This window comes from Sphingomonas sp. GW821-FHT10C01, from assembly GCF_059415525.1.
On the sequence record NZ_JBWKNK010000001.1, the window covers coordinates 1,672,419 to 1,695,326 of the forward strand.

18 protein-coding genes are annotated in these 22,908 nt (G+C 62.5%); 12 read left to right on the forward strand and 6 right to left on the reverse strand.

Annotation, left to right across the window (positions count from 1 at the left end; translation table 11 throughout):
* The first annotated feature begins 28 nt into the window (after positions 1-28).
* The 8 genes from AC07M1_RS08155 (at position 29) to AC07M1_RS08190 (ending at position 9,731) form a co-directional block, all read left to right on the forward strand.
* Complete coding sequence (locus AC07M1_RS08155) at positions 29-1,975, forward strand: S9 family peptidase (protein ID WP_495162044.1); 1,947 nt, start codon at positions 29-31, stop codon at positions 1,973-1,975.
* Positions 1,976-2,001: 26 nt separating this feature from the next.
* Positions 2,002-2,961 carry an amidohydrolase family protein gene (locus AC07M1_RS08160; protein ID WP_495162045.1) on the forward strand — a complete coding sequence of 320 codons (960 nt, stop codon included), beginning with the start codon at positions 2,002-2,004 and terminating at the stop codon, positions 2,959-2,961.
* 87 nt (positions 2,962-3,048) lie between these two features.
* Positions 3,049-3,522 (forward strand): RNA polymerase sigma factor, encoded by a 474-nt coding sequence (locus tag AC07M1_RS08165; protein ID WP_495162046.1) that lies wholly within the window; start codon positions 3,049-3,051, stop codon positions 3,520-3,522.
* Positions 3,522-4,448: a FecR family protein gene (locus AC07M1_RS08170; protein ID WP_495162047.1), complete on the forward strand. Its 927-nt coding sequence runs from the start codon at positions 3,522-3,524 to the stop codon at positions 4,446-4,448. Before AC07M1_RS08165 ends, AC07M1_RS08170 begins: the two co-directional genes overlap by 1 nt.
* A gap of 88 nt (positions 4,449-4,536) precedes the next feature.
* The gene (locus tag AC07M1_RS08175; RefSeq protein WP_495162048.1) at positions 4,537-7,512 is read left to right on the forward strand and encodes a TonB-dependent receptor domain-containing protein; all 2,976 of its coding nucleotides are present in this window, start codon (positions 4,537-4,539) and stop codon (positions 7,510-7,512) included.
* Positions 7,513-7,619: 107 nt separating this feature from the next.
* Positions 7,620-7,754, forward strand: coding sequence for a hypothetical protein (locus AC07M1_RS08180; RefSeq protein ID WP_495162049.1), 135 nt, complete (start codon positions 7,620-7,622; stop codon positions 7,752-7,754).
* 449 nt (positions 7,755-8,203) lie between these two features.
* Positions 8,204-8,383 (forward strand): hypothetical protein, encoded by a 180-nt coding sequence (locus AC07M1_RS08185; protein WP_495162050.1) that lies wholly within the window; start codon positions 8,204-8,206, stop codon positions 8,381-8,383.
* Positions 8,384-8,510: 127 nt separating this feature from the next.
* Positions 8,511-9,731 (forward strand): NAD(P)/FAD-dependent oxidoreductase, encoded by a 1,221-nt coding sequence (locus AC07M1_RS08190; RefSeq protein WP_495162051.1) that lies wholly within the window; start codon positions 8,511-8,513, stop codon positions 9,729-9,731.
* Positions 9,732-10,016: 285 nt separating this feature from the next.
* Here AC07M1_RS08190 and AC07M1_RS08195 read toward each other — a convergent pair whose 3' ends face one another.
* On the reverse strand, positions 10,017-11,495 hold the full coding sequence (locus AC07M1_RS08195; protein WP_495162052.1) for a phospholipase D-like domain-containing protein: 1,479 nt from the start codon (positions 11,493-11,495) through the stop codon (positions 10,017-10,019).
* 598 nt (positions 11,496-12,093) lie between these two features.
* On the opposite strand from AC07M1_RS08195, the gene AC07M1_RS08200 reads away from it, so the two are divergent.
* Together AC07M1_RS08200 and AC07M1_RS08205 are read left to right on the forward strand one after the other, a co-directional pair.
* Positions 12,094-14,709, forward strand: a complete 2,616-nt coding sequence (locus tag AC07M1_RS08200; RefSeq protein ID WP_495162053.1) for a PAS domain S-box protein — start codon at positions 12,094-12,096, stop codon at positions 14,707-14,709.
* A 510-nt stretch (positions 14,710-15,219) separates the two neighbouring features.
* A complete protein-coding gene (locus tag AC07M1_RS08205; RefSeq protein WP_495162054.1) occupies positions 15,220-15,441 on the forward strand; it encodes a hypothetical protein in 222 nt (73 codons plus the stop codon).
* 185 nt (positions 15,442-15,626) lie between these two features.
* Here the strand turns inward: AC07M1_RS08205 and AC07M1_RS08210 are convergent, their stop codons facing one another.
* The 3 genes from AC07M1_RS08210 to AC07M1_RS08220 form a co-directional block, all read right to left on the reverse strand.
* Complete coding sequence (locus AC07M1_RS08210) at positions 15,627-16,334, reverse strand: Crp/Fnr family transcriptional regulator (protein WP_495162055.1); 708 nt, start codon at positions 16,332-16,334, stop codon at positions 15,627-15,629.
* Between the two features lie 608 nt (positions 16,335-16,942).
* Positions 16,943-18,373, reverse strand: a complete 1,431-nt coding sequence (locus AC07M1_RS08215; RefSeq protein ID WP_495162834.1) for a UdgX family uracil-DNA binding protein — start codon at positions 18,371-18,373, stop codon at positions 16,943-16,945.
* Positions 18,374-18,402: 29 nt separating this feature from the next.
* Complete coding sequence (locus AC07M1_RS08220) at positions 18,403-19,641, reverse strand: putative DNA modification/repair radical SAM protein (RefSeq protein WP_495162056.1); 1,239 nt, start codon at positions 19,639-19,641, stop codon at positions 18,403-18,405.
* A gap of 357 nt (positions 19,642-19,998) precedes the next feature.
* Between AC07M1_RS08220 and AC07M1_RS08225 the strand changes: the two genes are divergently transcribed.
* A complete protein-coding gene (locus AC07M1_RS08225) occupies positions 19,999-20,652 on the forward strand; it encodes a sigma-70 family RNA polymerase sigma factor (RefSeq protein WP_495162835.1) in 654 nt (217 codons plus the stop codon).
* Positions 20,653-21,457: 805 nt separating this feature from the next.
* Here the strand turns inward: AC07M1_RS08225 and AC07M1_RS08230 are convergent.
* Entirely contained in the window at positions 21,458-21,715 is a 258-nt protein-coding gene (locus tag AC07M1_RS08230; RefSeq protein WP_495162057.1) for a GlsB/YeaQ/YmgE family stress response membrane protein, read from the reverse strand.
* A gap of 60 nt (positions 21,716-21,775) precedes the next feature.
* Positions 21,776-22,063 carry a CsbD family protein gene (locus AC07M1_RS08235; protein ID WP_495162058.1) on the reverse strand — a complete coding sequence of 96 codons (288 nt, stop codon included), beginning with the start codon at positions 22,061-22,063 and terminating at the stop codon, positions 21,776-21,778.
* A gap of 241 nt (positions 22,064-22,304) precedes the next feature.
* On the opposite strand from AC07M1_RS08235, the gene AC07M1_RS08240 reads away from it, so the two are divergent.
* Positions 22,305-22,703, forward strand: a complete 399-nt coding sequence (locus tag AC07M1_RS08240; RefSeq protein ID WP_495162059.1) for a PRC-barrel domain-containing protein — start codon at positions 22,305-22,307, stop codon at positions 22,701-22,703.
* Positions 22,704-22,908: the final 205 nt, after the last annotated feature.

The following is a 22,908-nucleotide window of genomic DNA, read 5'->3' on the forward strand; positions in this document are numbered from 1 at the left end:
GGCGGGTTTGACCTTAGGAGAGTGCCCGATGTTCCTTCGCCCTGCCTTTGCCGCGGCGCTCGCGCTGTTCCCCTCCACTGCGATCGCTCAGGTCGCCAAGCCCGCTGCGATCGTTGCCGACGGCTTGCCCGCCATTCCCGAGGCGCTCGCCGCCGACACCTTGCCCTATCTCCAGGCGCGCAAGGCGAACTTCCTCGGCTGGAACCCGGTCGATCGCTCGATGCTGGTCAAGACACGCTTCGCCAATACCGATCAGGTGCATCGGGTGCGCGCGCCCAATGCCGATCGCACCCAGCTGAGCTTCGAGGACGAACCGATCCTGATGGCGAGCATCGCGCCCGGTGTCGGCGACGTCACCGTGGTGCAAAAGGACGTTGGCGGCGGCGAATTCTACCAGCTCTTCCGGCTGGCCGACGGGCGGCTTCAACTGCTCACTGACGGCAAGAGCCGCAACTGGTTCGGCGGATGGAGTCCCGACGGCAAGCTGCTCGGCTACTCCTCGACGCGGCGCAACGGCGCCGACGCCGATCTCTATGTGGTCGATCCGCGCGATCCCAAGTCCGACCGGCTGGTCGCGACGGTCAAGGGCGGCGGCTGGAACATCGCCGACTTCTCCGCCGACGGGGCCAAGGCGCTGGTGATCAACCGCATGTCGATCAACCGTGCCGATCTCTATGAGCTCGATCTCAAGACCGGCAAGATGCGCGCGCTCAACGACGGGAAGCGCGAGGTGTCGCACATCGCCCCGCGCTACGCGCCCGACGGCGGCATCTGGGTGTTGTCGGATGTCGATTCCGATTTCGTCCGGCTGGGCCGGCTCGATCCGCGCACGGGCAAGTTCACGGCGGTCTCGAAGGAACCGAAATGGGACGTGACCGACTATGCACTCGCGCCCGATGGCAGCTTCCTTGCCTATGCGACCAATGAGGCGGGCGTTAGCCGGCTGCACGTGCTCGACGCCGCGACCGGTGCGACCCGCGATGTCACTGGCCTTCCCGCCGGCGTGATCCCTTACTCGATCGGCTCGTCGATCGAGATCGCGCCCTGGGGCACGATCGGCCTCAGCATGTCGTCGGCGCGCGTCGCGGGCGACGCCTTTGCCGTCGATCCCAAGACGCTGGCGGTGACGCGCTGGACCGCGAGCGAGACCGGCGGGCTCGACCCGACGAAGAATGTCGAGCCGCAGCTTGTCGAGGTGAAGAGCTTCGACGGCGAGGCGGTGACCGGCTTCCTCTATCGCCCCGATCCCGCGCGCTTCCCGGGCAAGCGTCCGCTCGTCGTCAACATCCACGGCGGACCCGAGGGGCAGACCCGGCCCGATTTCCTCGGGGCTGAGAACTACTATCTCAACGAGCTCGGCATCGCGCTGTTCTTCCCCAATGTCCGTGGCTCGAGCGGCTTCGGCAAGCGCTTTGTCAACCTCGACAACGGGCCGTTCAAGCGCGAGGATTCGGTCAAGGATATCGGCGCCTTCCTCGACACGCTGTCGGGCGATACGACGCTCGATCCTGCCCGGTTCGCGGTCACCGGCCTCTCCTATGGCGGCTATATGTGCTACGCCACCGCCACCCATTATTCGGCGCGGCTCAAGGGCGCGAACTGCTATGTGGCGATCTCCAACTTCGTCACCTTCCTCGAGAATACCCAGTCCTATCGCCGCGATCTGCGCCGCGTCGAATATGGCGACGAGCGCGACCCGAAGCAGCGCGCCAAGCTGATCGAGATCTCGCCGCTGACCAGCGTCGACAAGATCGACCTGCCTTTGCTGATCGCGACCGGCGGCAACGATCCGCGCGTTCCGGCCAGCGAGGCGGATCAGATCATCAAGGCGGTCCGCGGCAAGGGCGGCACGGTGTGGCATCTGCTCGCGCAGAATGACGGGCACGTTTTCCGCAAGAAGGAGAATGAGGACTATTATTTCTGGACGAGCGTGTTGTTCTGGAAACAGACGCTGCTCGGCGACGCGCCTCGGTGACACTAGTGCTCGTGCTTACCGTCGCCATGGCCGTCCTCCTGTCCGTCGCCCCCTTGAAGGCGGCGGAACGGAGGGCGCCCGCCGTGGCGGTGGATCATCATGTCCATATCCATTCGCCGGCGATCCTCGCCATTCTGCCCGACTATTGCGCCAGCCCGGGCCGGGCCAGCCCATGCGATCCCGAATTCTCCAACCCGCTGACCGCTGACGATCTGCTGCTGGCGATGGACAAGGCGGGAATTCGGCGCGCACGGGTGATGTCGACCGCCTATCTGGCGGAAAGTCCGATGATGGTGCCGCCGGCTCCGGATCATGTGGCAATCGTGCGCAAGGCGAATGACTTCACCGTCGCGCTGGCGCGCGAGCATCGCGGGCGGCTCGAAGCCTATATCGGTGTCAATCCGCTCACCACGACGGCATTATGGGAAATCGACCGCTGGCATGGAGATCGCAACGTTGCCGGCGTGAAGATTCACCTCGCCAATTCGCGGTTCGACTATCACCAGTCCGATCAGGTCAAGACGCTGGCGACGACCGTGCGCGCTGCGGCGGCGGCGCGTCTGCGGATCATGATCCATATGCGTAACCGGGCAGCCGGCTATGGCGCGGACGAGGCGCGGATATTCCTCAGCGACGTGCTGCCGGCCGCGCACGGCACGACGGTGCAGATCGCGCATGCGGCGGGCTGGGGTGGCATCGATTCCGCGACCCTCGACGCGCTGGGCGTGTTCGCCGACGCCTGCGAGCATGATCGCGCGCGTTGCGCCAATCTCTATTTCGACCTGGCCGCCATCACGCCCGGTGCCGCATCGGGGCAGAACAAGGCGGCGCTGGTCGGCCTGATGCGCAGGATCGGGATCGAGCATTTCCTGCCGGCATCGGACTGGCCGTTCGCGCGCGATCTCCGCGTCTATTATGCCGGACTCGCCGCCCTTCCGTTGACGCGCTCCGAATGGCGGCAGATCGCCCGCAACAAGGGCCCATGACACGCCCGGCGCCGATCATGCCGCTCCGCGCAAGAATCCTGTCGAATTCTGGCAGCGAGGTCATGTAGGGGACGGGCAGGGAACGCGATGAACCAGTTGAGCGAGATGTTGCGGCACGTGCGGGCCGTTCTGCGGCGACGCGGCGTGGCGGATCAGGATGCCGAGGACCTGGTCCATGAGGCCTTTCTGAAGGTGGAGCGCTACGAGCAGCGGCACTCGGTGCGGTCGCAGGAAGCGCTCATGGTCAAGGCCGCCGTCAACCTCTCGATCGACGAGGAACGGCGCGAGCGCCGCGCTCCCTTTTCCAGCGGAAATGTGTTCAGTATCGCCGATGCCACTCCCAACCCCGAACAGGTGCTGCAATCCCAGGCGCGCCTGAACCACGCGGCTGCCGGGCTCGCGCGATTGCCCGAACGCACCCGCCGCATCCTGCTCCGGCGGCGTCTCGACGGGGTCAGTTACGCGACGATCGCCAGCGAAGAGGGGATGTCGATCCCTGCCGTTGAAAAACAGGTTGCCCGGGCGACCCTGGAAATGATGAACTGGATGGAACAATGGTGATGCGATCCAGAGAGGAGCGAACGCGCCTGAACGCTGAGGCGTCGGCCTGGCTCGCCCGCATCCAGGGGCCGCGGGGCGGTGAGGCGCGGGGTGCGCTGCAGGACTGGCTCAGGGCCGATCCGGCGCATCAGGAAGCGTTCGAGCGCGCCACCGAGATGTGGGACCTCCTGCCTGGCGCGGTTGCCGCGTCTGAAGAAGAAGCGCCGCAGCGATCGGTTTCGCGGCGGTTCGTGCCGCTGGCGATCGCCGCTTCGCTGGCCGTGGTCGCCGGCGTCGGCGCGATGACGGCCTTGCTCGACCGGCCGTTGACCTTCGACACCCGCGTCGGCGAGCAGCGCACGGCGGCGCTGGACGATGGCAGCCGGGTCTCGCTCAACACCGATAGTCACGTCACGGTGAAGTTCGCTCGCGACGAACGTGAGGTTTCGCTCGACCGTGGCGAGGCCGTGTTCGACGTGGCACATGATGCCGCGCGGCCCTTTGTGGTGGTGGCCGGTGACGAACGGATCCGGGCGCTCGGTACCAGCTTCATCGTGCGGCGGGATGGGGATCGCGTCCGCGTCACGCTGCTCACCGGCAAGGTCGAGGTCACACGCATGGGGGGCCTGCTCGCGGTCCTCGCGCCCGGCGAACGCCTCTCGGCAACCCCCGACGCGGTCCCGGTACTTGATCGTCCACTACTCGATTCAATCACCGCCTGGCGCCACGGCGAACTGCGATTTCGCGATACGCCCCTGTCGGAGGCCGTCACCGAAGTGAACCGGTATGGCGGGCGGCGCGTGATCGTGAATGACGCGCGGCTCGCTTCACTCCCCATCTCGGGCGTCTTTGCGACTGCCAATCCGGCAGAGTTCGCCGCGGCGGTGGCGCAGCTTCACGGCCTGCACGTGCAGTCGGAAGGCGAAGCGGTGCTTTTGACGCCTTGACCACATCTTCCTGCCACCGACAGCGCGTCATCCCCTATCGTCGTTTCGTCGGCCGGAACGATCCGGTGGAATGGCGTAGAGGCGGGACGTGATTCAAGGCGGCAAGCTGGCGATGATAGGCGCGTTCACGTGCATCGCCGTGCCCGCCGCCGAAGCACAATCCACCGCCCGGTTCCGGTTCGCGCTGCCCCGCCAGGACCTTTCGCTCTCGCTGGAGGCCGTGGCGACGATCACCCGGACCAACATCATCTTCCTGCCGGCCGCCGCCAGGGGACGTGTCGCACCGGCGCTCGACGGCACTTACACCGCGGCCGAGGCGTTGCGCCGCCTGCTCAGGGGGACGGATCTGGATTTCACCGTGACCGCAGGCGGCTCTTACGTGGTCGCTAGGCGCGCGGTCGAACGACGTGCGCAGCGCCCGCTCGCCATGACCAGACCGCCTTCGGCACCGCCCGCGCTTCCACGGGAGAAGCCGGAGGAAGTACAGGACGTCGTCGTCACCGGTTCACGCATCGACCTGCTCGGCTTCGAGGCGCCGACCCCGACGTCGCATATGGGGCGTCTGGACCTCGAAATGGGCGGCCGCGCCAACGTCGCCGCCGCGCTGAACGATCTGCCGCAATTCCGAGGTACGATCTCACCGCAGACCAGCGGCACCAATACGAGTGCCGGCATGGCGCCGGTCGATCTTCGTGGCCTGGGGATCAATCGTACGCTCGTGCTGCTCGACCGACGCCGCTTCTCGAGCGACAACGACCTCAACACCATCCCCACGGTGTTGATCAAGTCGGTCGATATCGTGACTGGTGGCGCGTCCGCGGCCTGGGGGTCGGGTGCGGTTGCCGGCGTGGTGAACATCGTCCTAGACGACGATCTGCGCGGAGTTCGGCTCGGCGGCCAGGCGGGCATCTCGGCGCGAGGCGATGCGGCGGAACGCCGGTTCGAGGGTGCGCTCGGTATGCCATTCGCGGCCGGCCGCGGACAGGTAACCCTGGGCGCCGAGTATCTCGACAATGACGGGGTCATTCCGAAGCGCTCCCGTCCGAGCGTCGGGCGCTGGGCCAGCGTGGCTGCCGGGAACGGCAACTTCGTGCTGGCCCCAGATGTGGGATTCGCCAATGCCGCACGCGGCGGGCTGATCCTGAGCGGCGTCCTGGCGGGTCAGGTCTTCAACCCCGACGGGTCGCTTCGCGACTTCCGGTACGGCACGGTGGTGGGCACCGAGATGATCGGCGGGGAGGGGCCATCGAACGACGATCTCAGCGCGCTCGTTACGCCGCAACGCCGCTACAGCGCGCTCGGCCGCGTTACCTTCAAGCCGAACGACTCCGTCAAGATCACGGCGGAATTGCGCCATTCGCGCATGTGGAACGACTATATCTGGTTCGGTGACCATAATCGCGGCAACATCTTCATCGCGCGGGACAATGCCTTCCTGTCGTCTGAGATCGGCGCACGGCTGCTGGCGGCGGGAGAATCTGGCTTCACGATGGGCCGGTTCAATTCCGATTTTCCTTTCCCCCGCATCGATTTCGAGCGGGTGACGACGCAGGGAACGATCGCGCTCGACGCGACGATAGGGCCGAGCTGGCGTCTGAGCGGCTATTACAGCCATGGCGAGTATCGCAACGACATCGACACGCCCGGCTTCGTGATCGGTGCCAACTTCAACCAGGCTGTGGATACGGTCCGCGATCCCGTGACCGGGCGGCCGGTCTGCCGCATCAAGCTCAGCGAGCCCTCGAGCGCTTGCGTGCCGATCAACCTGTTCGGCGACGGCGCACCGTCGGCGGAAGCGCTCGCCTATATCACCGGCACGCCGCGCCAGCGCGCCACGACCACATTGGATGTGGGTGGCATCAGTCTACGCGGCGAGCCGTTGACGCTCGCGGCCGGCGCCGTTTCCGTCGCGGCGGGGATCGAAGTGCGGCGCGAGGCGATCCGGCAGGCCGTGGGCGATCTCGATCTCGCCCGCGCGTTCCGATCGTTCAACTTCGCGCCGATCGATGGCGGTTTCACCGTCAACGAGGCCTTTGGGGAGGTACTCGTTCCGCTGGTGCGCGACCGACCACTGCTGCGCAAGCTGGAGTTGAACGCGGCGGTGCGCTTGTCCGATTACGACACCACGGGATCGATCTGGTCCTGGAAGTTGGGGGCCACAAACGAGTTTTTTCCCGGTTTTCGCGGGCGGTTCACGCGCTCACGAGACATCCGGTCGGCCAACCTTGCCGAACTCTTCACGCAGCTCACGGTGGGCTACAACACGCTCACCGATCCGCTGCGGAATGTCAGTGTCTATGTAATCAACCACACCGGCGGCAACCCCCGCCTGCGGCCCGAAACGGCGACGACCTTCACCGCGGGATTTCTCTATGCTCCGCCAGGGGTCCGCGGTCTTCGCTTTTCGGCTGATTATTATCGCATCCGTATCGACGATGTGATCACCACGGTCTCCGCCCAGGACCTCGTCATCCGTTGTTTCAATGGCAACCACACGCTGTGCGCGAATGTCGAGCGGGATGCGGACGGCAACATTATCCGCACGCTCACCTCATATCTGAACCTGTTCGAGTATAGGACTGACGGCATCGATGCCGAACTCTCGCAGACACTGTCCTCCCGTCGCCTTGCCAATCTTCCCGGCGAATTCACACTGCGGTTGCGGGCGCACTGGGTCAACAGCCTCAAGACCAATGATGGTGTAACGATGATCGAGTATGTCCGGTCTCAGGGCAACTCCTTCAGCCTCGGCGTGCCGAAATGGCGGGCGAACGCCAGCATCGGCTATGAGAGTGAGGATTTTGGCGCGCAGCTTCGCGCGCGTTATATCTCTCCAGGCAACTACAACTCCACCATCAATCTGCTCAACAATCACATTCCCGCTTATAGCTATCTCGACCTCTTCGCGCGCGCGCGCATCGCGACCGGTCCACGAACGAAGATGGAGGTTTACGGCAACGTGACCAACCTTCTCGACAAACCGGCCCCCAATGGGTCGCTCTATTCACCCTTCTATGATGTGATCGGCCGATACTTTTCGCTGGGCGTTAGGCTTGTGTACTAGATTGGGGAGTTCTCGCCTGGTCACCGCTTGGCGGCGGCGCGGTGATGGCATTGCTCGATTCCAAGGCTCGGGAACCGGCGCTTGAATGCGGGGTGTCGAGCGCGAGCATGACGGTAGCTGGACGATCGCTCCGCGATCATCTCGACAAGGCCTTCGCCTTTGAGATGCGACAGCTTCGCGACCGGCCGATAGCGGTCGAGACCCTGTCCGCGCTGCCGCTCGACCACCCGCAGCGAGCATAAGCCGCAGCCTGGCTCGAGCGAACCTGGTCTGGCGTCGCCCGCCTAGACGCCGGAGGTTGAGTTTGCGCGTCGGCGCGGTGGCCGCTCGCACGGCGTGTGCCGAGCTTCCGAACTTGCTGACCAACGGCGATCAACCGAAACGGGGCATCAAGGCTCGGCAGCGATGCGGCCTTGTGCGCGATAATCGACGTCCGCTCGGAGGTTTCACGATTCCCGCGTGTCGGATCGAATACGTCGATATCTCCGCCCCCGACAATTATCCGCTCATCGCGACTGTTGCTCACATACAGATAGGGATCGGAAGTTTCCTATTCGCCCGCAGAAACAGGTAGCCGCCCCATTTGAAACGGTTCGACGTACCCTCGAACGGCAGATTCATGGAACACTAAGCAGTTGAAGGAGTTTATCTTTTCGCGGTCGGGAGGCGGAAGCATTCAAGGAGAGTATCGATGAGTGTCAAAGGTAAACTCAAAGAAGCCGCTGGGTATGTGGAAGAGGAGCTGAACGAGCATGGTGACAGCCCCGAGGCAAAGAAAAGGGCTGAGGAAGGCCGTGCTCTACGCAATGAAGGGAGGGTCGAGGACGGCAAACCGCCGAAGACCGCACCAGTCGGCAGCGGCGCCGATTGACGCCCGCATCTAGCCACGCACAGGCGCCGCCCTGCGAGGGGCGGCGTTTGTCATAGAGCCGCCGGTTTGTGCATCTCCGATCGACGGGGCTTCGTCACATGCAATCCTGTCTTTCATCGCCCTGCCCATGCCGTTAAGCGAGAAGCACGACCTCCGCAGTGGCGATCCCGCGTGGGACGAGGAGGACTATTCCGTTCCGTCGAGCACTCCGGCGCCGCGGTACTGCGATGTGGCAATCATCGGCGCCGGTGTAATGGGAGCCGTCCTTGCTGAGCGCCTGACAGTCGATGGACATAGAGTAGCGCTACTAGATCGCCGCCCACCGGCCCATGGTAGCACCGCGGCCTCTACCGCGCAGATCATGTGGGCGATGGACTTGCCGATGCGCGAGCTCGCCGCCAGACTCGGGGAAGCGGAAGCAAGGCGGCGCTGGCAGCGCGTTTACAAGGCAACCCGTGCCTTTGCTGCACGGATCGACGATATTGGGATACCGTGTCACCGCACCGATCGACCGACCCTCTACCTGGAAGGCACCACACTCGACGCTCGCGGGCTGGCTGAAGAGGTTGCATTTCATACGCGCGCCGGGTTGCCGACAGATCTCCTGACGGCCGACGCGATTGCGACGCGCTTCAACATTGCACCGCGTGCCGGGTTGGTCTCCACGGGCGGCTTCGAGCTTGATCCTGTCAAGCTCACTTTGGGCTTGCTCAATCGAGCACTTGGTCGAGGCGCGACAGTCTGCTGGCCATGCGATGTCGTGGCGCTTGAAACCGAAAAGAACGCTGTTGTGCTTACTTTGGAGAATGGCGGACGGATCAGCGCGCGCCATGCGATCTTCGCCGGCGGTTACGAGCGAGCGCCACTCCTTCTGCCACCGGCTTTCGAGCTGCTCTCGACCTTCGTCATGGCAACCCCACCACGGACCGCGCCGCTATGGCGCGAACATGCGATGATCTGGGAAGCTTCCGATCCCTACCTGTATATTCGCACCAGTCGCGATGGGCGGGTTATTGTCGGGGGCGAAGATATCGACGCATTCGATCCGGCGCGCCGGGATCGTGAAACCTCCGAGCGGACCTCGATCATCGCGCACAAAGCCGCAGCGCTGCTGGGCCTTGATGCCCCGCTTTCGGTTGATCGTCGCTGGTCAGCCATGTTCGGAAGCTCGCCCGACGGCCTACCGGCCATCGGGCCCGCCGTGAACTTGCCAGGCGTGTGGCTGAGCGCCGGATTCGGCGGCAATGGCATTGCCTTCGCGGCATTGGCGAGCGAGATTCTAACAGCGGCTCTTTCCGGGCGATTGGATCCCGATGCCGCTTGTTTCGATCCCTATCGTTTTTCGTGAGATAGCGTCTACGAGCCGCCCTGACTTGAGAAGCTTATCTCCCTTTCGGCGCGAGCATCGCCCAAACGACTTTCTCCAGATGGGCGATGCCCGCCAGCCGCATCTCCGATTCGATCTCGGCACGGGTCAGCCGGTCGGGTGCAGATTGGTCTCGACTACCTTCGAAGCGCGGGTCCCACTTAACGGCGGCGATTGGTCTGTATCGCTCGGGTCGTAGGTGCCCGTACCGGTGCGTGCACGTCGGCTTGTCGGACGCGGGAGATACCGCAGATCGATCGTGGCGGCTCAGACGCCGCTGCCCGGGCGATGGAAATGGCGGAAGAGGCCGGGCTTGCTCAACCCTTCGAACATGTCGTCGGGCTGCTCGGGATCGAGAATCTCATTGTCCGCGAGCCACCTCTCGACTTCTGATAAATCCGGAATCTCGTAGGGCACGAGGGTACGCCGCCGGTCGCGCGCATTCTTGCGGCCGGTAAAGCGCAGTCGCTCGACGGTCGCGATGATCGAGGCTGTCCTGGTGATGCTCGTGGCAATCGCCTTTGGCGAGACGCCGAGATGCTCGGCCAGGAGGTCGTTGCGGATCGCAGCGATCTTCTCGGCGCAGCCTTGGTTATTTCCCGTCGCGCAATCGATCGCGACGTCGCATTCGGTGTCGAGTCGCATTGAGCGGTTGTTCATATTGGACGAGCCGACGCGCAGGATCTGATCGTCGACAATCAGGATCTTGGCATGGACGTAGATCGGCGCGCGGTCCCGTGTGACCGGATGGTAGAGCCGCAGGCGATCATGCTTGTCGCGTTGACGCAGCGCGGCAATCAGCCGCGCGCGCGCTGTGTCCATGGCAAGCGGTTCAAGCCACCCCTGCGCGCGTTGCGGATTGACGATGACGATCTCGGGACCATCGGCTTCGTCAAGGCGGCGCGCCAGCGCTTCGGCGATGCGTCGCGATGCGAAATACTGGCTTTCTGCATAGATGAAGCGTTTGGCTCGGGCGATCTGTGCCAGGTAGAGATGTTCGACTTCCAACACCGCGCGCTGCCCCGGCATCTTTGGTACCGTACGGGTGATCGTCACATCGACGTTGGAAAACTGGACGGGCAAGAGGTCGGGCCAGCAATCTTGCCGGGTCCTCACGGCTGAGAGCGGCGCCCCTCCGGCGCGTTTCCAGCGATCTCGCGCGAGCTTGCCAAGCGCCGCTGCTGCTGGACCTTGCAGGGCCGTCGTTGCGTCATGCCAGGGCTCATAGGGTGCGCCATTGGGGCGGACGCGCCCGGGCTCATCGTCACGATGATCGCGCGTATCCCAGCGATCGCCCGTCATGTCGATGCCGCCGCAAAAGGCAAAACAATCATCGATCACGATGATCTTCTGATGATGGGAAGCGCCGGTCGGGTGGTGGGCGTCGAGCTTCACCGTGATGCGCGGGTGCGCCATCCACTTCGCGACGGTGAACACGGTCTTCCCCCGGAACAGCGACTTGATCGCGCCCAGATCCCAACGAAGCAGGAAGACTTCGAGCTCCGGCCGGTTCTGGACTAGCCAATAAATGAAATCGCCGATGGATGAGGGCGCAGCGGCGGCTTGCGCTTCGCCCTCCGGGATCAGCCTGATCCGCGCATCGAAATCCCATCCGATGAGGATGATCTGCTTGCGAGCCTCCAGCATCGCGGCGTGCGCGACACGGAAATAGTCATCGGCGTCGACGATGACGCTCATTTGCGTCGCGCGTGCGGTCTGTCCGACGCGTTTCGTTCCAGATCCCATGACCTGTCATCAAGCTGCGGGCGAGGAAACACAAGGAGTGCTCCGGCCTTCAACGACGAATGGCAGCTTCTGCCGGTTGGTTCTCAAATTGGTCAGGCCCGCCATCGACCCGATAGCCGCATCAGAGCTTTTCTCTCCACATAGAACTGAATCGGATCGGTTTGATCTCTACTGTTGTTCACGGATCAGCGCCTCGGGGGCAGCTGACGTAAGCCGCCAATGCCTCCGTCGCCGACCAGGGAGGTAATGTCGATGCGATGGTAACCGACCGTTTTTGCAACCAAGCAAGCGTCGGAGGCGAGGTTGGCTAGTGCCAGGAGCGCGCACTCGGCCACTGACACAGTTCCGCGAGGCAACTTCGTGCCTGAAGATCTCCGCTTCCGCTTGGTAAAAGCGCTAGCCTGGGGCCCTTTGAGCACCCACTCATCGACCGTCCGGCCGAGATCTTCGAGGTTGAGCGGTTTCAGAAAGGCCGACGAATAGAACATAGGTGATGGACGCATTCGCCGACTGCGTCATAGCAATCCATCTCATTGTGGTGCCGGAACAGTCTCTCCCAATGTGCGTAGTGTAGGCTTTGTGAACGACGGAGATTGGCGTGGCCAGTTCAGCAATCGAACCGACCGGAGACCGCGAAGCCTTTCTCGCGGGTGGCGGAGAAATGGGCGAGCGGATCGCTGGCTTCGACTGGTCGACTACACCGCTCGGTCCGATCACAGACTGGTCGCAAAGCCTGCGCGCGATTGTCGCCTTCGTCGTCCATTGCCCCGTCCCATTGGTGATGCTTTGGGGCGAAGACGGCATCATGATCTACAATGATGGCTATTCGGTCTTCGCGGCGGATAATCACCCTCGCTTGCTCGGCTGCAAGGTACGCGAAGGCTGGCCCGAGGTTGCCGATTTCAACGACAATGTAATGAAGGTCGGCCTCGCCGGAGGCACGCTCGCCTACAAGGACCATGTCCTTAGCCTCAATCGGACCGGCAGGTTCGAGGATGTCTGGCTCAACCTCGATTATTCTCCGGTCTATGAGGATGACGGCTGTCCCGCCGGCGTGCTCGCGGTGGTGGTCGAGACCACCGAAGCTGTGAAGGCTACCAAGGCGCTGCGCGAAAGCGAGGCCCGGCTGCGCTTCCTTGACGCGCTCGGCAAACGCACCGCGGCGCTGACGGACGCGGACGCGATCCTCGCGATCACGACCCGGATGGTCGGCAAGGAGCTCGGCGTCTCCAATTGCGCCTATGCGGACATGGACGAGGATCAGGACGGCTTCACCATCCGCGGGGACTGGGCACGCCAGGGCTCGCGCTCCATCGTGGGCCATTACAGCCTCGCCGATTTCGGCACGCTCGCGGTACGCAATCTTCGCGCCGGCCTGCCGCTCGTGATCAACAACAATCTCGAAGAAATCGGCCCTGAGGAAGCAGCGAGCTTCCAGGCAATCGGGATCGGCGCGACGATCTGCATGCCGCTCGTCAAGGAAGGCCGGTTGACCGCGTTGATGGCGATCCATCATGCCGCACCGCATGACTGGACGGTTGAAGAACTGGCGACGATCCGCGAGATCACTGAACGCAGCTGGGCGCATATCGAGCGCGTGGCGGCCGAGGAAGAGCTCAGGCTCACGGCGGATCGTCTCCGCGAGCTCAACGAAACCCTCGAAAGCCGCGTAGAAGAACGGACGGAGGCCCTCACTCGCAGCCAGACCCAGTTCCGGCTGCTGGTCCAGAGCGTGACCGACTATGCGATCTACATGCTCGATACTGAAGGACTGGTATCGAGCTGGAACGCCGGTGCCGAGCGGATCAAGGGCTTTGCGCCCAGCGAAGTGATCGGGCGACACTTCCGTACCTTCTACCCGGAAGAGGACCGCGCACGGGGAGAACCCGAACGCGCGCTTGAGACAGCGCGGCGCGAGGGGCGGTTCTCCGCGGAAGGTTGGCGCGTCCGCAAGGACGGCTCCCAGTTCCGCGCGAGCGTGGTCATCGATCCTATCTATGATGATGGCGGGGAACTGGTCGGGTTCGCCAAGATCACCCGGGATGTCACTGAGCGTGAGGATGCTCAGCGTGAGCTTGAACTCGCACGAGAGGCGTTGTTCCAGTCGCAGAAGATGGAAGCGATCGGCCAGCTGACCGGCGGTGTCGCCCACGATTTCAACAATCTTCTGACGGCGATTCTAAGCGGCCTCGAACTGCTGCGCAGGCGCGTGCCGGAGGAGCCGCAGATCCTGAAGCTACTCGACAATTCCACGCAAGCAGCGCAGCGCGGCGCGGCGCTCACGCAACGGATGCTCGCTTTTGCGCGCCGCCAGGAACTGACCGCCGAACGGGTGAACGTCCCCCAGCTCGTTGCGGGCATGACCGAGCTCTTGCAGAGTTCGCTGGGGCCGTTGTTCCTGATCGAGACCAGTTTCTCCGCCGGACTCGTGCCCGTGTCGACCGATATCAACCAGCTCGAAATGGCGCTACTGAACTTGGCGGTGAACGCGCGGGACGCGATGCCGGGAGGCGGACGCCTGTCGATACACGCCGACGAGCATCGTGTGGCGAAGGGCGAGGTTGAGGATCTGGCGCCGGGCCACTATGTCCGGCTGACCGTGGCCGACACGGGCAGCGGCATGGATGCGGACACGCTGCGCCGGGCTGCTGATCCCTTCTTCACCACAAAGGGGATCGGTAAGGGCACCGGTCTTGGCCTTTCCATGGTCCATGGCTTTGCCCGGCAGATGGGCGGCACGCTCCAACTCGAAAGCGAGCCGGGTAAGGGCACCCGCGTCCATCTCTGGCTCCGCTCGGACGAAGGCAGTCCCCCGGCGCAGGCCGTTTCATCCGAGGCGCCGGAAGCGGTCGCGATCTCGCCGCGGGTGATCCTCGCCGTCGACGACGATTCGCTGGTGCTAATGAATACCGCGATCATGATCGAGGACCTTGGTCATCGCGTGTTCGAGGCGACGTCGGGAGTGGAAGCCCTCGAACTCTATCGCACCCACCCGGAGATCGATCTGTTGATCACCGACCAGGCCATGCCGGGTATGACGGGCAGCGAACTCATTGCCGAAATCAGGCGAGAGCGCCTCGAACTGCCTGTCATCCTTGCGACCGGTTATGGTGAGACGCCGGGTGAGATCGGTTCGGCGGTTCATCGCCTTGGCAAACCGTTCGGGCAGGCTGAGCTCCGCCGCGCGCTGGTCGCGGTTCTCGGCACCAGTTGACACCCGAGTGAGGCAGCCGTCGATCCCGGGCAATTGTCCTAACCCATGTCAGCCTCGTTGCTTCGTGAGGAGCCTGCCCATTGCCAAAGAGGTTGGCATAGTAGTCCGATCGAGATGCCAGTACTGGCAAGAATGGTAGAATAGCTCGCCGATAGAAATGCGTCGCATCCGGGTAAAATCGAAAATGGCGTCGATCGCACGCGTCGATCGCATCGATGTAAGCGGCCTCTTCATCACGGGCGAGGAAGTCCTCGACATAGCGAAGGCCGGGCACGGCGGGATGGTTGAATAGATCGCTCATCAGTCGAACACGCTACTCATGCGGGGGAGGGGCGGATTGAGATTGGAAAGGGCTATGACGATATGAGGATCGCGACCTCGAGGCGCGATGAAGCGTTACGTAACAGATTGATAAATCTTACTGATCCAGATCAACTTGGCATTATCTTGTGGAACATGCGCCGTGCACAACCGGTTCTGTTGCGACGCGGGACACCACAGGAGACTCCGATGAGCGACGAAAACAATTACCCCGGCCAGCATGGCGGTGGGATCGAACAGCAGCCGGCCCAGGATGATCAGAGGCAGCCTGGCCAGGATGGTCAGGGGCAGCAGGATCAAGGCGGCCAGCGGCAGGAAGATTCAGACGGTCGGGCGCGCCAGCCCGAGCAAGAGGAGCAAAACGAAGGGCCGCAGCGTGATCGCATAGAAGGCGAGCGCGAACGCGACTGATCGGCCCGACTGGCTTAGCATGTACGGCCGCTTCCCTGGAAGCGGCCGCATTTTGTTCTGCAGATCTCGCTCTTTCGGCGCCAGGGTTCTGTCGCCTATCCACGCGATGGGCTGCGGATCGTCGGCGTGCAGCGATGTGTCGATAGCAGCTCGCGTTCGCTTCGGTCCCCTGCAGGCACATACCCTCACTGGGCCAAAGCAAGCTTCTCCTCAGGCAGATGAAGGTAGCTACTGTCAAAATCTGCTGCCGCGGCTAGGGATTTCCAATCATTGATCGTGACCGAGCGCCGGGTGCGGCGGATCAGCCCCTCATTCGCCAGGCTCTTCAGCATCCGGTTGACATGAACCGGGGTCAGGCCGGTGCAGTCGGCCAACTGCTCCTGAGTCATCGGCAGTTCCCATTCCCTGTGGCTGCCTAGCCCCGCTGCTTCGAGTCTCAGCGCGTACTCGCACAAAAGATGGGCCAATCGCGTCCGCGCATCCCGGCGACCGACATTGGCGATCCATTCGCGAAAGATCGAGCCGTCGACCAGCGTGTCGTACCACAATGCTTTGCCGATCGCGGGTCGGTCGAAGGCAAGCTCGACGATCGCCTCGCGCGGAATGAACGCAACCTGGGAAGCCGTCAGGATCTGCACATTGTGATCGGCTATGCCCAGCAGCGAATTTTGAAGATCGACGATATCGCCGCTCATATGAATGGAGAGGATTTGTCGGGCACCGTTGGCCGTCACCTTATGGCGATAGCTCAGGCCGCTGATCATCACGCAGGACTGGGTGGGCTTGTCTCCTTCCCGAACGATATAGTGATGCGCTTCGATCGTCTTTAGCGTGTACGGCAGCGCAAGCAGGGCCTCACGTTCCTCATTGTTCAGAAAGGCCCAGGAATCCATCTTTCGCACCCAAGGGGCTAGCGGAGCAACTGCCGGCATTCGTATCTCCCGTTGATGGCGGGAGCACAGCGGCTCTCAGTCGCCAGCAGGCCCAGGGGCCAGCGATGCTCCAAACCTAAACTGCGCCCGACCGGACTCCATAACATAGATTAGATATTCATCGCTCGAGCGAGCGCGGGGCGCGGTCGCGCTTATTCGGGGCGCGTCGGCAGGCGCGATGGCTTTGCGGCGATTATCTCCAGCATTGGCCGCCCAGCGGCCATGCTGTATCCAGGGCAAGGGGCCGATATTGCGATCATTCCTCTGCCTGACGAGGTGGAAGACCCCGTCACCATGAAATCCGCCACGGCACCATGATTGTCTGAGCGTGCAATGGAAGAAGCGTCGTCCGGACCTCCCAACGCGCTGGTCTTTCCGTCATGTGCGTGAACGACAATTTCGGCGAATGGCAATCGGAGCGATCCCCGCTGGTCGAGCGTGCCCTTGAACGGGATGAAGCGAACGGCTCGGCGTGCAAACCTTCGGATTGACACCCGCGACCGGCGTCTTGAAGGCGCGTCTGCACGCCCTTTGCCGACGCGGGGCGGCAATGCTACGCCAAATCATCGTCATACGGACTCCTTGGTGCGTTCTCGAATGCGGCGGAGGTCCTCGACGAACTTGGCATATTCTTCTTCCTTGTTGTCGCGGACGCGAAGCAGGAAGCTTGGATGCACCGTGACCCACGCTTCTCCGCCCTCCGGCATTCTCAGAGCTTCACCGCGCAGTGCTGAGATCGTTACCACCTTGCCCAGGATGGAACGCGCCGCCGTGGCGCCGAGCGCAACTGTGACCCGCGGACGGATCAGTGCCAGCTCGCGTTCCAGCCACCAACGACAGGCGGAAATCTCGCCGGCGTGCGGCTTGTCATGGATGCGTCGCTTGCCGCGGCGCTCGAACTTGAAATGCTTGACCGCATTGGTGACGTAGGCGCGCTGACGGTCGATGCCTGCCTCTTCGAGCGCGCGATCGAACAGCTGACCGGCGGGGCCGACAAAAGGGGTTCCGGCCAGATCTTCCTGGTCACCGGGCTGCTCGCCGACGAAGACGATGTCGGCCCCAAGCGGTCCCTCGCCGAATACCGTCTGGGTGGCGTGCTTGTAGAGATTGCAGCGGGTGCAATGCATCGCTTCGGCGCGGATCGATTCCCAGCCTTTCGTTACGTTGCGGCCCGTCATCTCGGCGGCCGAGGTCGCGACCATCTTCCTCTCCCGGGTCTGCGCGCCTGCGATCAGGCCCGGCACCAACGCGGTTTCGGGCATGTTTTTCCAGTATTTCCTCGGCATCTCCTTGAGCATCGCACCGACCTTCACGCGCGCCGGATTGAAAATCGACGCATAATAGGTCTTCCAGACCTCCTCGACCGGGTCGCCATCGGGGGCCTGGGTCTTATTTGCGCCCGGACCTTCGGACAGTGTTTCGCCGTCCCAGTGGACTGACAGGTCCGGCGTCAGGATGGACCAGCGCATGCTCGCGAAGCGGCGGACGAAGAAGCCGGCGTTGGCACGCGCGATATGATGTTCTGGTTCGAACCAGGCGACATAATGCGGCGTGGCGCCCTCGCTCACCTCGCGAAAGCGGAGAAAGGCACGCATCTTGTGCATATCGCGGCGGACCGCGCGCGCCATCAGTTCGAGGCGGCGTAGCAGCGGATCGGCGCTGTCTTCTATTGCGCGTGGATTGTCGCGTAGGTGGCAGAGAAAGGCGTAAAGAAGCGAGAAGCGCTCGGGATCGCGATGGCAAATGACGGCGCGGGCGAGTTCGACGAACGGGCGCGGCACCGAAAATGCACCTTCCGCAGCGGTCGGCGCTGCGGCCGGGAGCCCGCTGAAAAGATCGGCTGCCCCTTCAACTTGCCAAAGTACTTCGTGCGGCGCAGCATGGACAAGGGCCAGGGCGCGGGCTTTGCTTCGCCAGCCATCGAAATCATCCTCGGCGGCGAGGCGGACCGTGTGGGCGCCGATGCCATGGGCGTGAGGCGTGTCACCTCCTGGCTTCATCCCTTCCATTACCGCGGTAGTGCGGCGTTTCATGCGCCAAATAATTCCAGCTGTACGGGTCTTGGCTGGCGCGGGTGAAGGATCGCGTCTGCCAAGCCCGTGGGGCGCCAGTCGGCGGCGATCAGGAACGGGCGCAGCCGCGCAATCGACACGGTCAGTCGGCCAATATCGTCCAACTGTAGTGGGCGATGGCGCCGCGCGGCGATGATGCCGTCCACGGCGCGGACGCCGAGGCCGGGGATGCGCAGCAGCGCCTCGCGCGGCGCCCGGTTGACGTCGAGCGGAAAGAAATCGCGATGCTTCAGCGCCCAGGCGTGCTTGGGATCGATGTCGAGAGGCAAATTGCCGCTTTCATCCGCCGAACTCGCCACCTCGCGACTGGAGAATCCGTAAAAGCGCATCATCCAGTCTGCCTGGTAGAGGCGGTGCTCGCGCATCAGCGGCGGCCGGACGAGCGGCAGTACCGCACTTGAATCCGGAATGGGCGAGAAGGCAGAATAATAGACGCGGCGGAGGCGATAGCGATCGTAGAGCGTTGCGGCGCGCGTCACGATTGCGGTATCGGTGGCCGCGTCCGCGCCGACGATCATCTGCGTCGACTGGCCGGCCGGGGCGAAGTCGGGCGCCGATTTGTAACGCGCCCTGGCATCGGCGCGATCGAGGATCGCCGCATTCATTTCGCCCATTGCATCCTCGATCCGTCCGGCACTCTTTTCGGGAGCCAGGCGCTCCAGGCCTGCAACAGTGGGCAGCTCGACATTGATCGATATACGGTCCGCGTGACGGCCGGCGCGACGCACGAGATCGGGGTCGGCGTCGGGGATCGTTTTGAGGTGAATGTAGCCGCGGAATTCATGATCCTCGCGGAGCGAGCGTGCGACCTCGACGATCTGCTCCATCGTGTAATCCGGTGAGCGGATGATGCCGGATGAGAGAAACAATCCCTCGATATAGTTGCGGCGGTAGAAGGAAAGCGTCAGGCGGACCACCTCCTGTGCCGTGAACCGGGCGCGGCGAATGTTCGAGCTCTTGCGGTTGATGCAATAATGGCAGTCGAAGATGCAGCTGTTCGTCAGCAGAATCTTCAAAAGGCTGATGCAGCGCCCATCGGGGGCATAAGCATGGCAGATACCCATGCCTTCGGTGGAGCCGATCCCCTTGCCACCCGAACTGTCTCGCTTCCTGGTGCCGGACGATGCGCAGGACGCATCATACTTCGCCGCGTCGGCGAGGATCGCGAGCTTTTGCTGAACATCAAGCTGAGCCATATGTTCCTTTTATGTTCCAATAATAATTTTGTCGATACAAGATGTTGCGACCGCCGAGCATCGAAACTGGCGATCTCTTCAAACTCGATCCGATGGGCAGGCGAAAATGCCTGCAGCGTCGTCATCCATGAGGCGGGGCCGCGCTCGCCTAGACCAATCGCAATGCCCGCTTGCCACCCAAGAGCTGCTATTAAGGGAGCCCGAACGAACGGCGTATTTCGGGATCGTGTGCGAGCGGGTCTAAGCCGCTGGCCAGACATGCTCGTCTATCGTTTCACCAGATTCAGCCGAATCGGTCTTGGAACCGTTACATTACTGGAATGTTGTGTTTTTATCTTTAGCAATCGGGAATATGCCATGGGCATCACGCCATCGTCGGGTATCCGCTCAACGTTGATCGCTGACCGCGACTTCAAGCAAATGCTAGCGGATGTGATTCCCCAGTTGCGTGGGTTCGCCCGGGGTCTGTGCGGGGATCGCGAGCTTGCCGACGACTTGGTGCAGGAGACGATGCTCAAAGCATGGAGTGCCAGGGCAGTGTTCGAGGCGGGTACCAATTTTCGAGCTTGGACATTCACGATCCTGCGAAACCATTATTTCTCACTCCAGCGCCGCAAGCGTTTCGTCGGCGAATGGGACGATCTGGTTGCCGAGCGTCTGCTCTGTGCCCCGGCGAACCAGGATAATGTGGTCGAACTTCGCGATATGCTGCGCGCCCTTCAGCAATTGCCGCCAGATCAGCGTGAAGCGCTGATCCTGGTTGGCGCTGGAGGGATTTCCTATGAGGAGGCGGCGAAGATTATTGGCGTTGCGATCGGGACCGTCAAAAGCCGGGTTTCGCGGGGCCGGGCTGCACTTGAGGCGCTGCTGGAAGGCGGGAAGCTTGCGCAGAACCGGAACACATTCCATGAGACCGATGACCCGGTCATTGGCATCTTCGCTTATATCGAAGCCGCCAGAAGGCATGTCGCGTTGTCCGAAGCCCGCGGCTTCACGGCCATTGCCGCCTAGCATCCACCTTCAAGAGCCTCGCGTACGCGAAGTGGTGTGGGTGTGCCCGATGATGTGTGCTGAGGCGGTCTTTGAGGGTTTCGCACGGGCGAACAGGGCCATATCTGTGAGCCCGTTCTATGGCCGGCGCGGTTCGAAACTCTTCCGAGAAATTACTCGGGCCCCTCCAATATTGTCCGACGCGGCCCTTGAGAGGGCTCCTTCGCGCGGATGCCGATGATCCAGCACGACTAGGCGGATACGGCAGCTATGGGGATTGCGCGCGGGCCGCTGAGCAATTGAGCAATGACGTTAAGTGCGCTGGACCGTCGAGCGCTAGCTTCGCCGGGTGGCGACTAACGAGCCATTGGTCGCCTGTTACACGGACAACTGCCAGCAAGCAGTGATGCGTGGCGAGTGTCGCTGCTAGAACGCATGACTGGAGAGTTTGATGCGGACGGAGAGTGCGACGCTCGCCTCGCCAACTGAACGAGCATCAGGGGCTACCGATCCGGGATACGCGAATATTCTTGCGATGTATCCCGTCGCTTAATCGCAGTTCGACGAGGGACCAATACGCCAGCCTCTTGTCTGATACACCCTGCCGGACGGCCGCTGAAATGCCTTCCTGCTGGTTAGAAGATGCCCTTCGAACCAGATCACTGATGCGTCGAGCGAAGTTCGCCGCGTCGGTGCTGAACGGGCGACAGGTCTAGCCGTGCCTTTCAGATCGTGTTTGGCGCAGTTGGCACGCGATGCCGCGCGGCTATCGAAGGGAGTTGTCGCAGGTGCGAGCTCAGCTCACACCTGCGACGCGTTGGCTGGGTTATCGTACTCTACCGCGACGAACGAGGTTGACGATCCCAAGCAGAACTATTGCGCCAAGCAGTGACACGAGGAACGAGGTGATCGTCAGTGGCGCACTATTGATCGAGCCGCCGCTTATCAGCAGGCCGCCGACAAATGCTCCGATGATGCCGACGACAATATTGAGAAGGATTCCCTGCTGCGCGTCGGTGCGCATGATGATGCTAGCCAGCCAGCCAATGACGCCGCCGACGATGATCCACACAATCAAACCCATTATTATTCTCCCATATGTCGTCTGGAGATGGCTGCCTTACCTGTTACAAGGCCGCCCTTCTCAGCGCTTGCCGCGCAATGTATTGAGAATGGCAAGGCCGACGACGCCTACGAGCGCCGCCGAGGCTAAGGGTTGCTCGCGAGCAAACCGCCGGGCCTTGTCGATGAGTGGAGCACCATCAGTCGCCAACACTTCACGCGCCGCGCCAAAGATCTTCTGCGTCTTTCCGTTCAACTGATCGATCAGGCCTTCACCCTGAAGGGATCGGTCACCGGTCACGTCACCGGCGGTTTCCTTAAGTTTACCAACAATGTCGCGACCTTCGCCTTCGAGGGTGTCTCGATTCATTTTTCTAACTCCAAACTACCTAGCGACAACGAGCAAATGAGGAAAAGGATCATCGCCGTATTTTCTCTTCGGGAAATCAGCTCCACCGCTGCGGAGGATGTCAGTCCATAGGTCGTCGAGACTGATGGCCCCAGACCAGTTGGAGCCGGGCAGGGCACCGCGTAGCTGTCAGGGTGCGCGGCCTGTGTATCCGGAACCCGTGCCGTGCCCGCATGTTGTGATAGGTCGAAAAGGAGGGTCTATGGCCGAACTCGATGAACCCACCCAACTGCTGATCCAGTCCAACAAAGCCGATGTCATGACCGTAAAGACCCGTGACGGTGACAAGCTGGGATCGGTCTACGCCTTCATGATCAACAAGCGGACTGGGGCGACGATCTACTCGATCCTCTCGATTGGTGGCTTCCTCGGTATCGGTAAAGCCTATTACCCAATCCCCTTCCAGCTTTTGCAGTTCGAGCCAACCTCGGATGCTTATGTTGTGACGATTGACCGGCGCGTTCTCGAGGGCGGCCCAAGCTGGGCTGCCAATCCCCCAATCTTCGATCAGGCGTATGCCGACCGCGTCACGAGCTACTACCAGGTTGCTCCACAAGATTTGTCAGTCGGTGGCGCTACTATGCGGGCGTCCGAGGCATAAGCAGGATCACAGCGGACAGCGCTCGATCAACGACCTGGATTAAGGCGTATGCCGTAATGGGTGAGGGCCCTTGGCTTCGTCCCGACGCACAAGGCAGCTGGCCTTTGCTTTCGTGCATCGTTGCCATCGTCGAGGACAGAGACTGGCGGTGAGCAATCTCACACCATTCCGGCTTGCGTCACCTCGGTTCTGAACTTGGGTGACC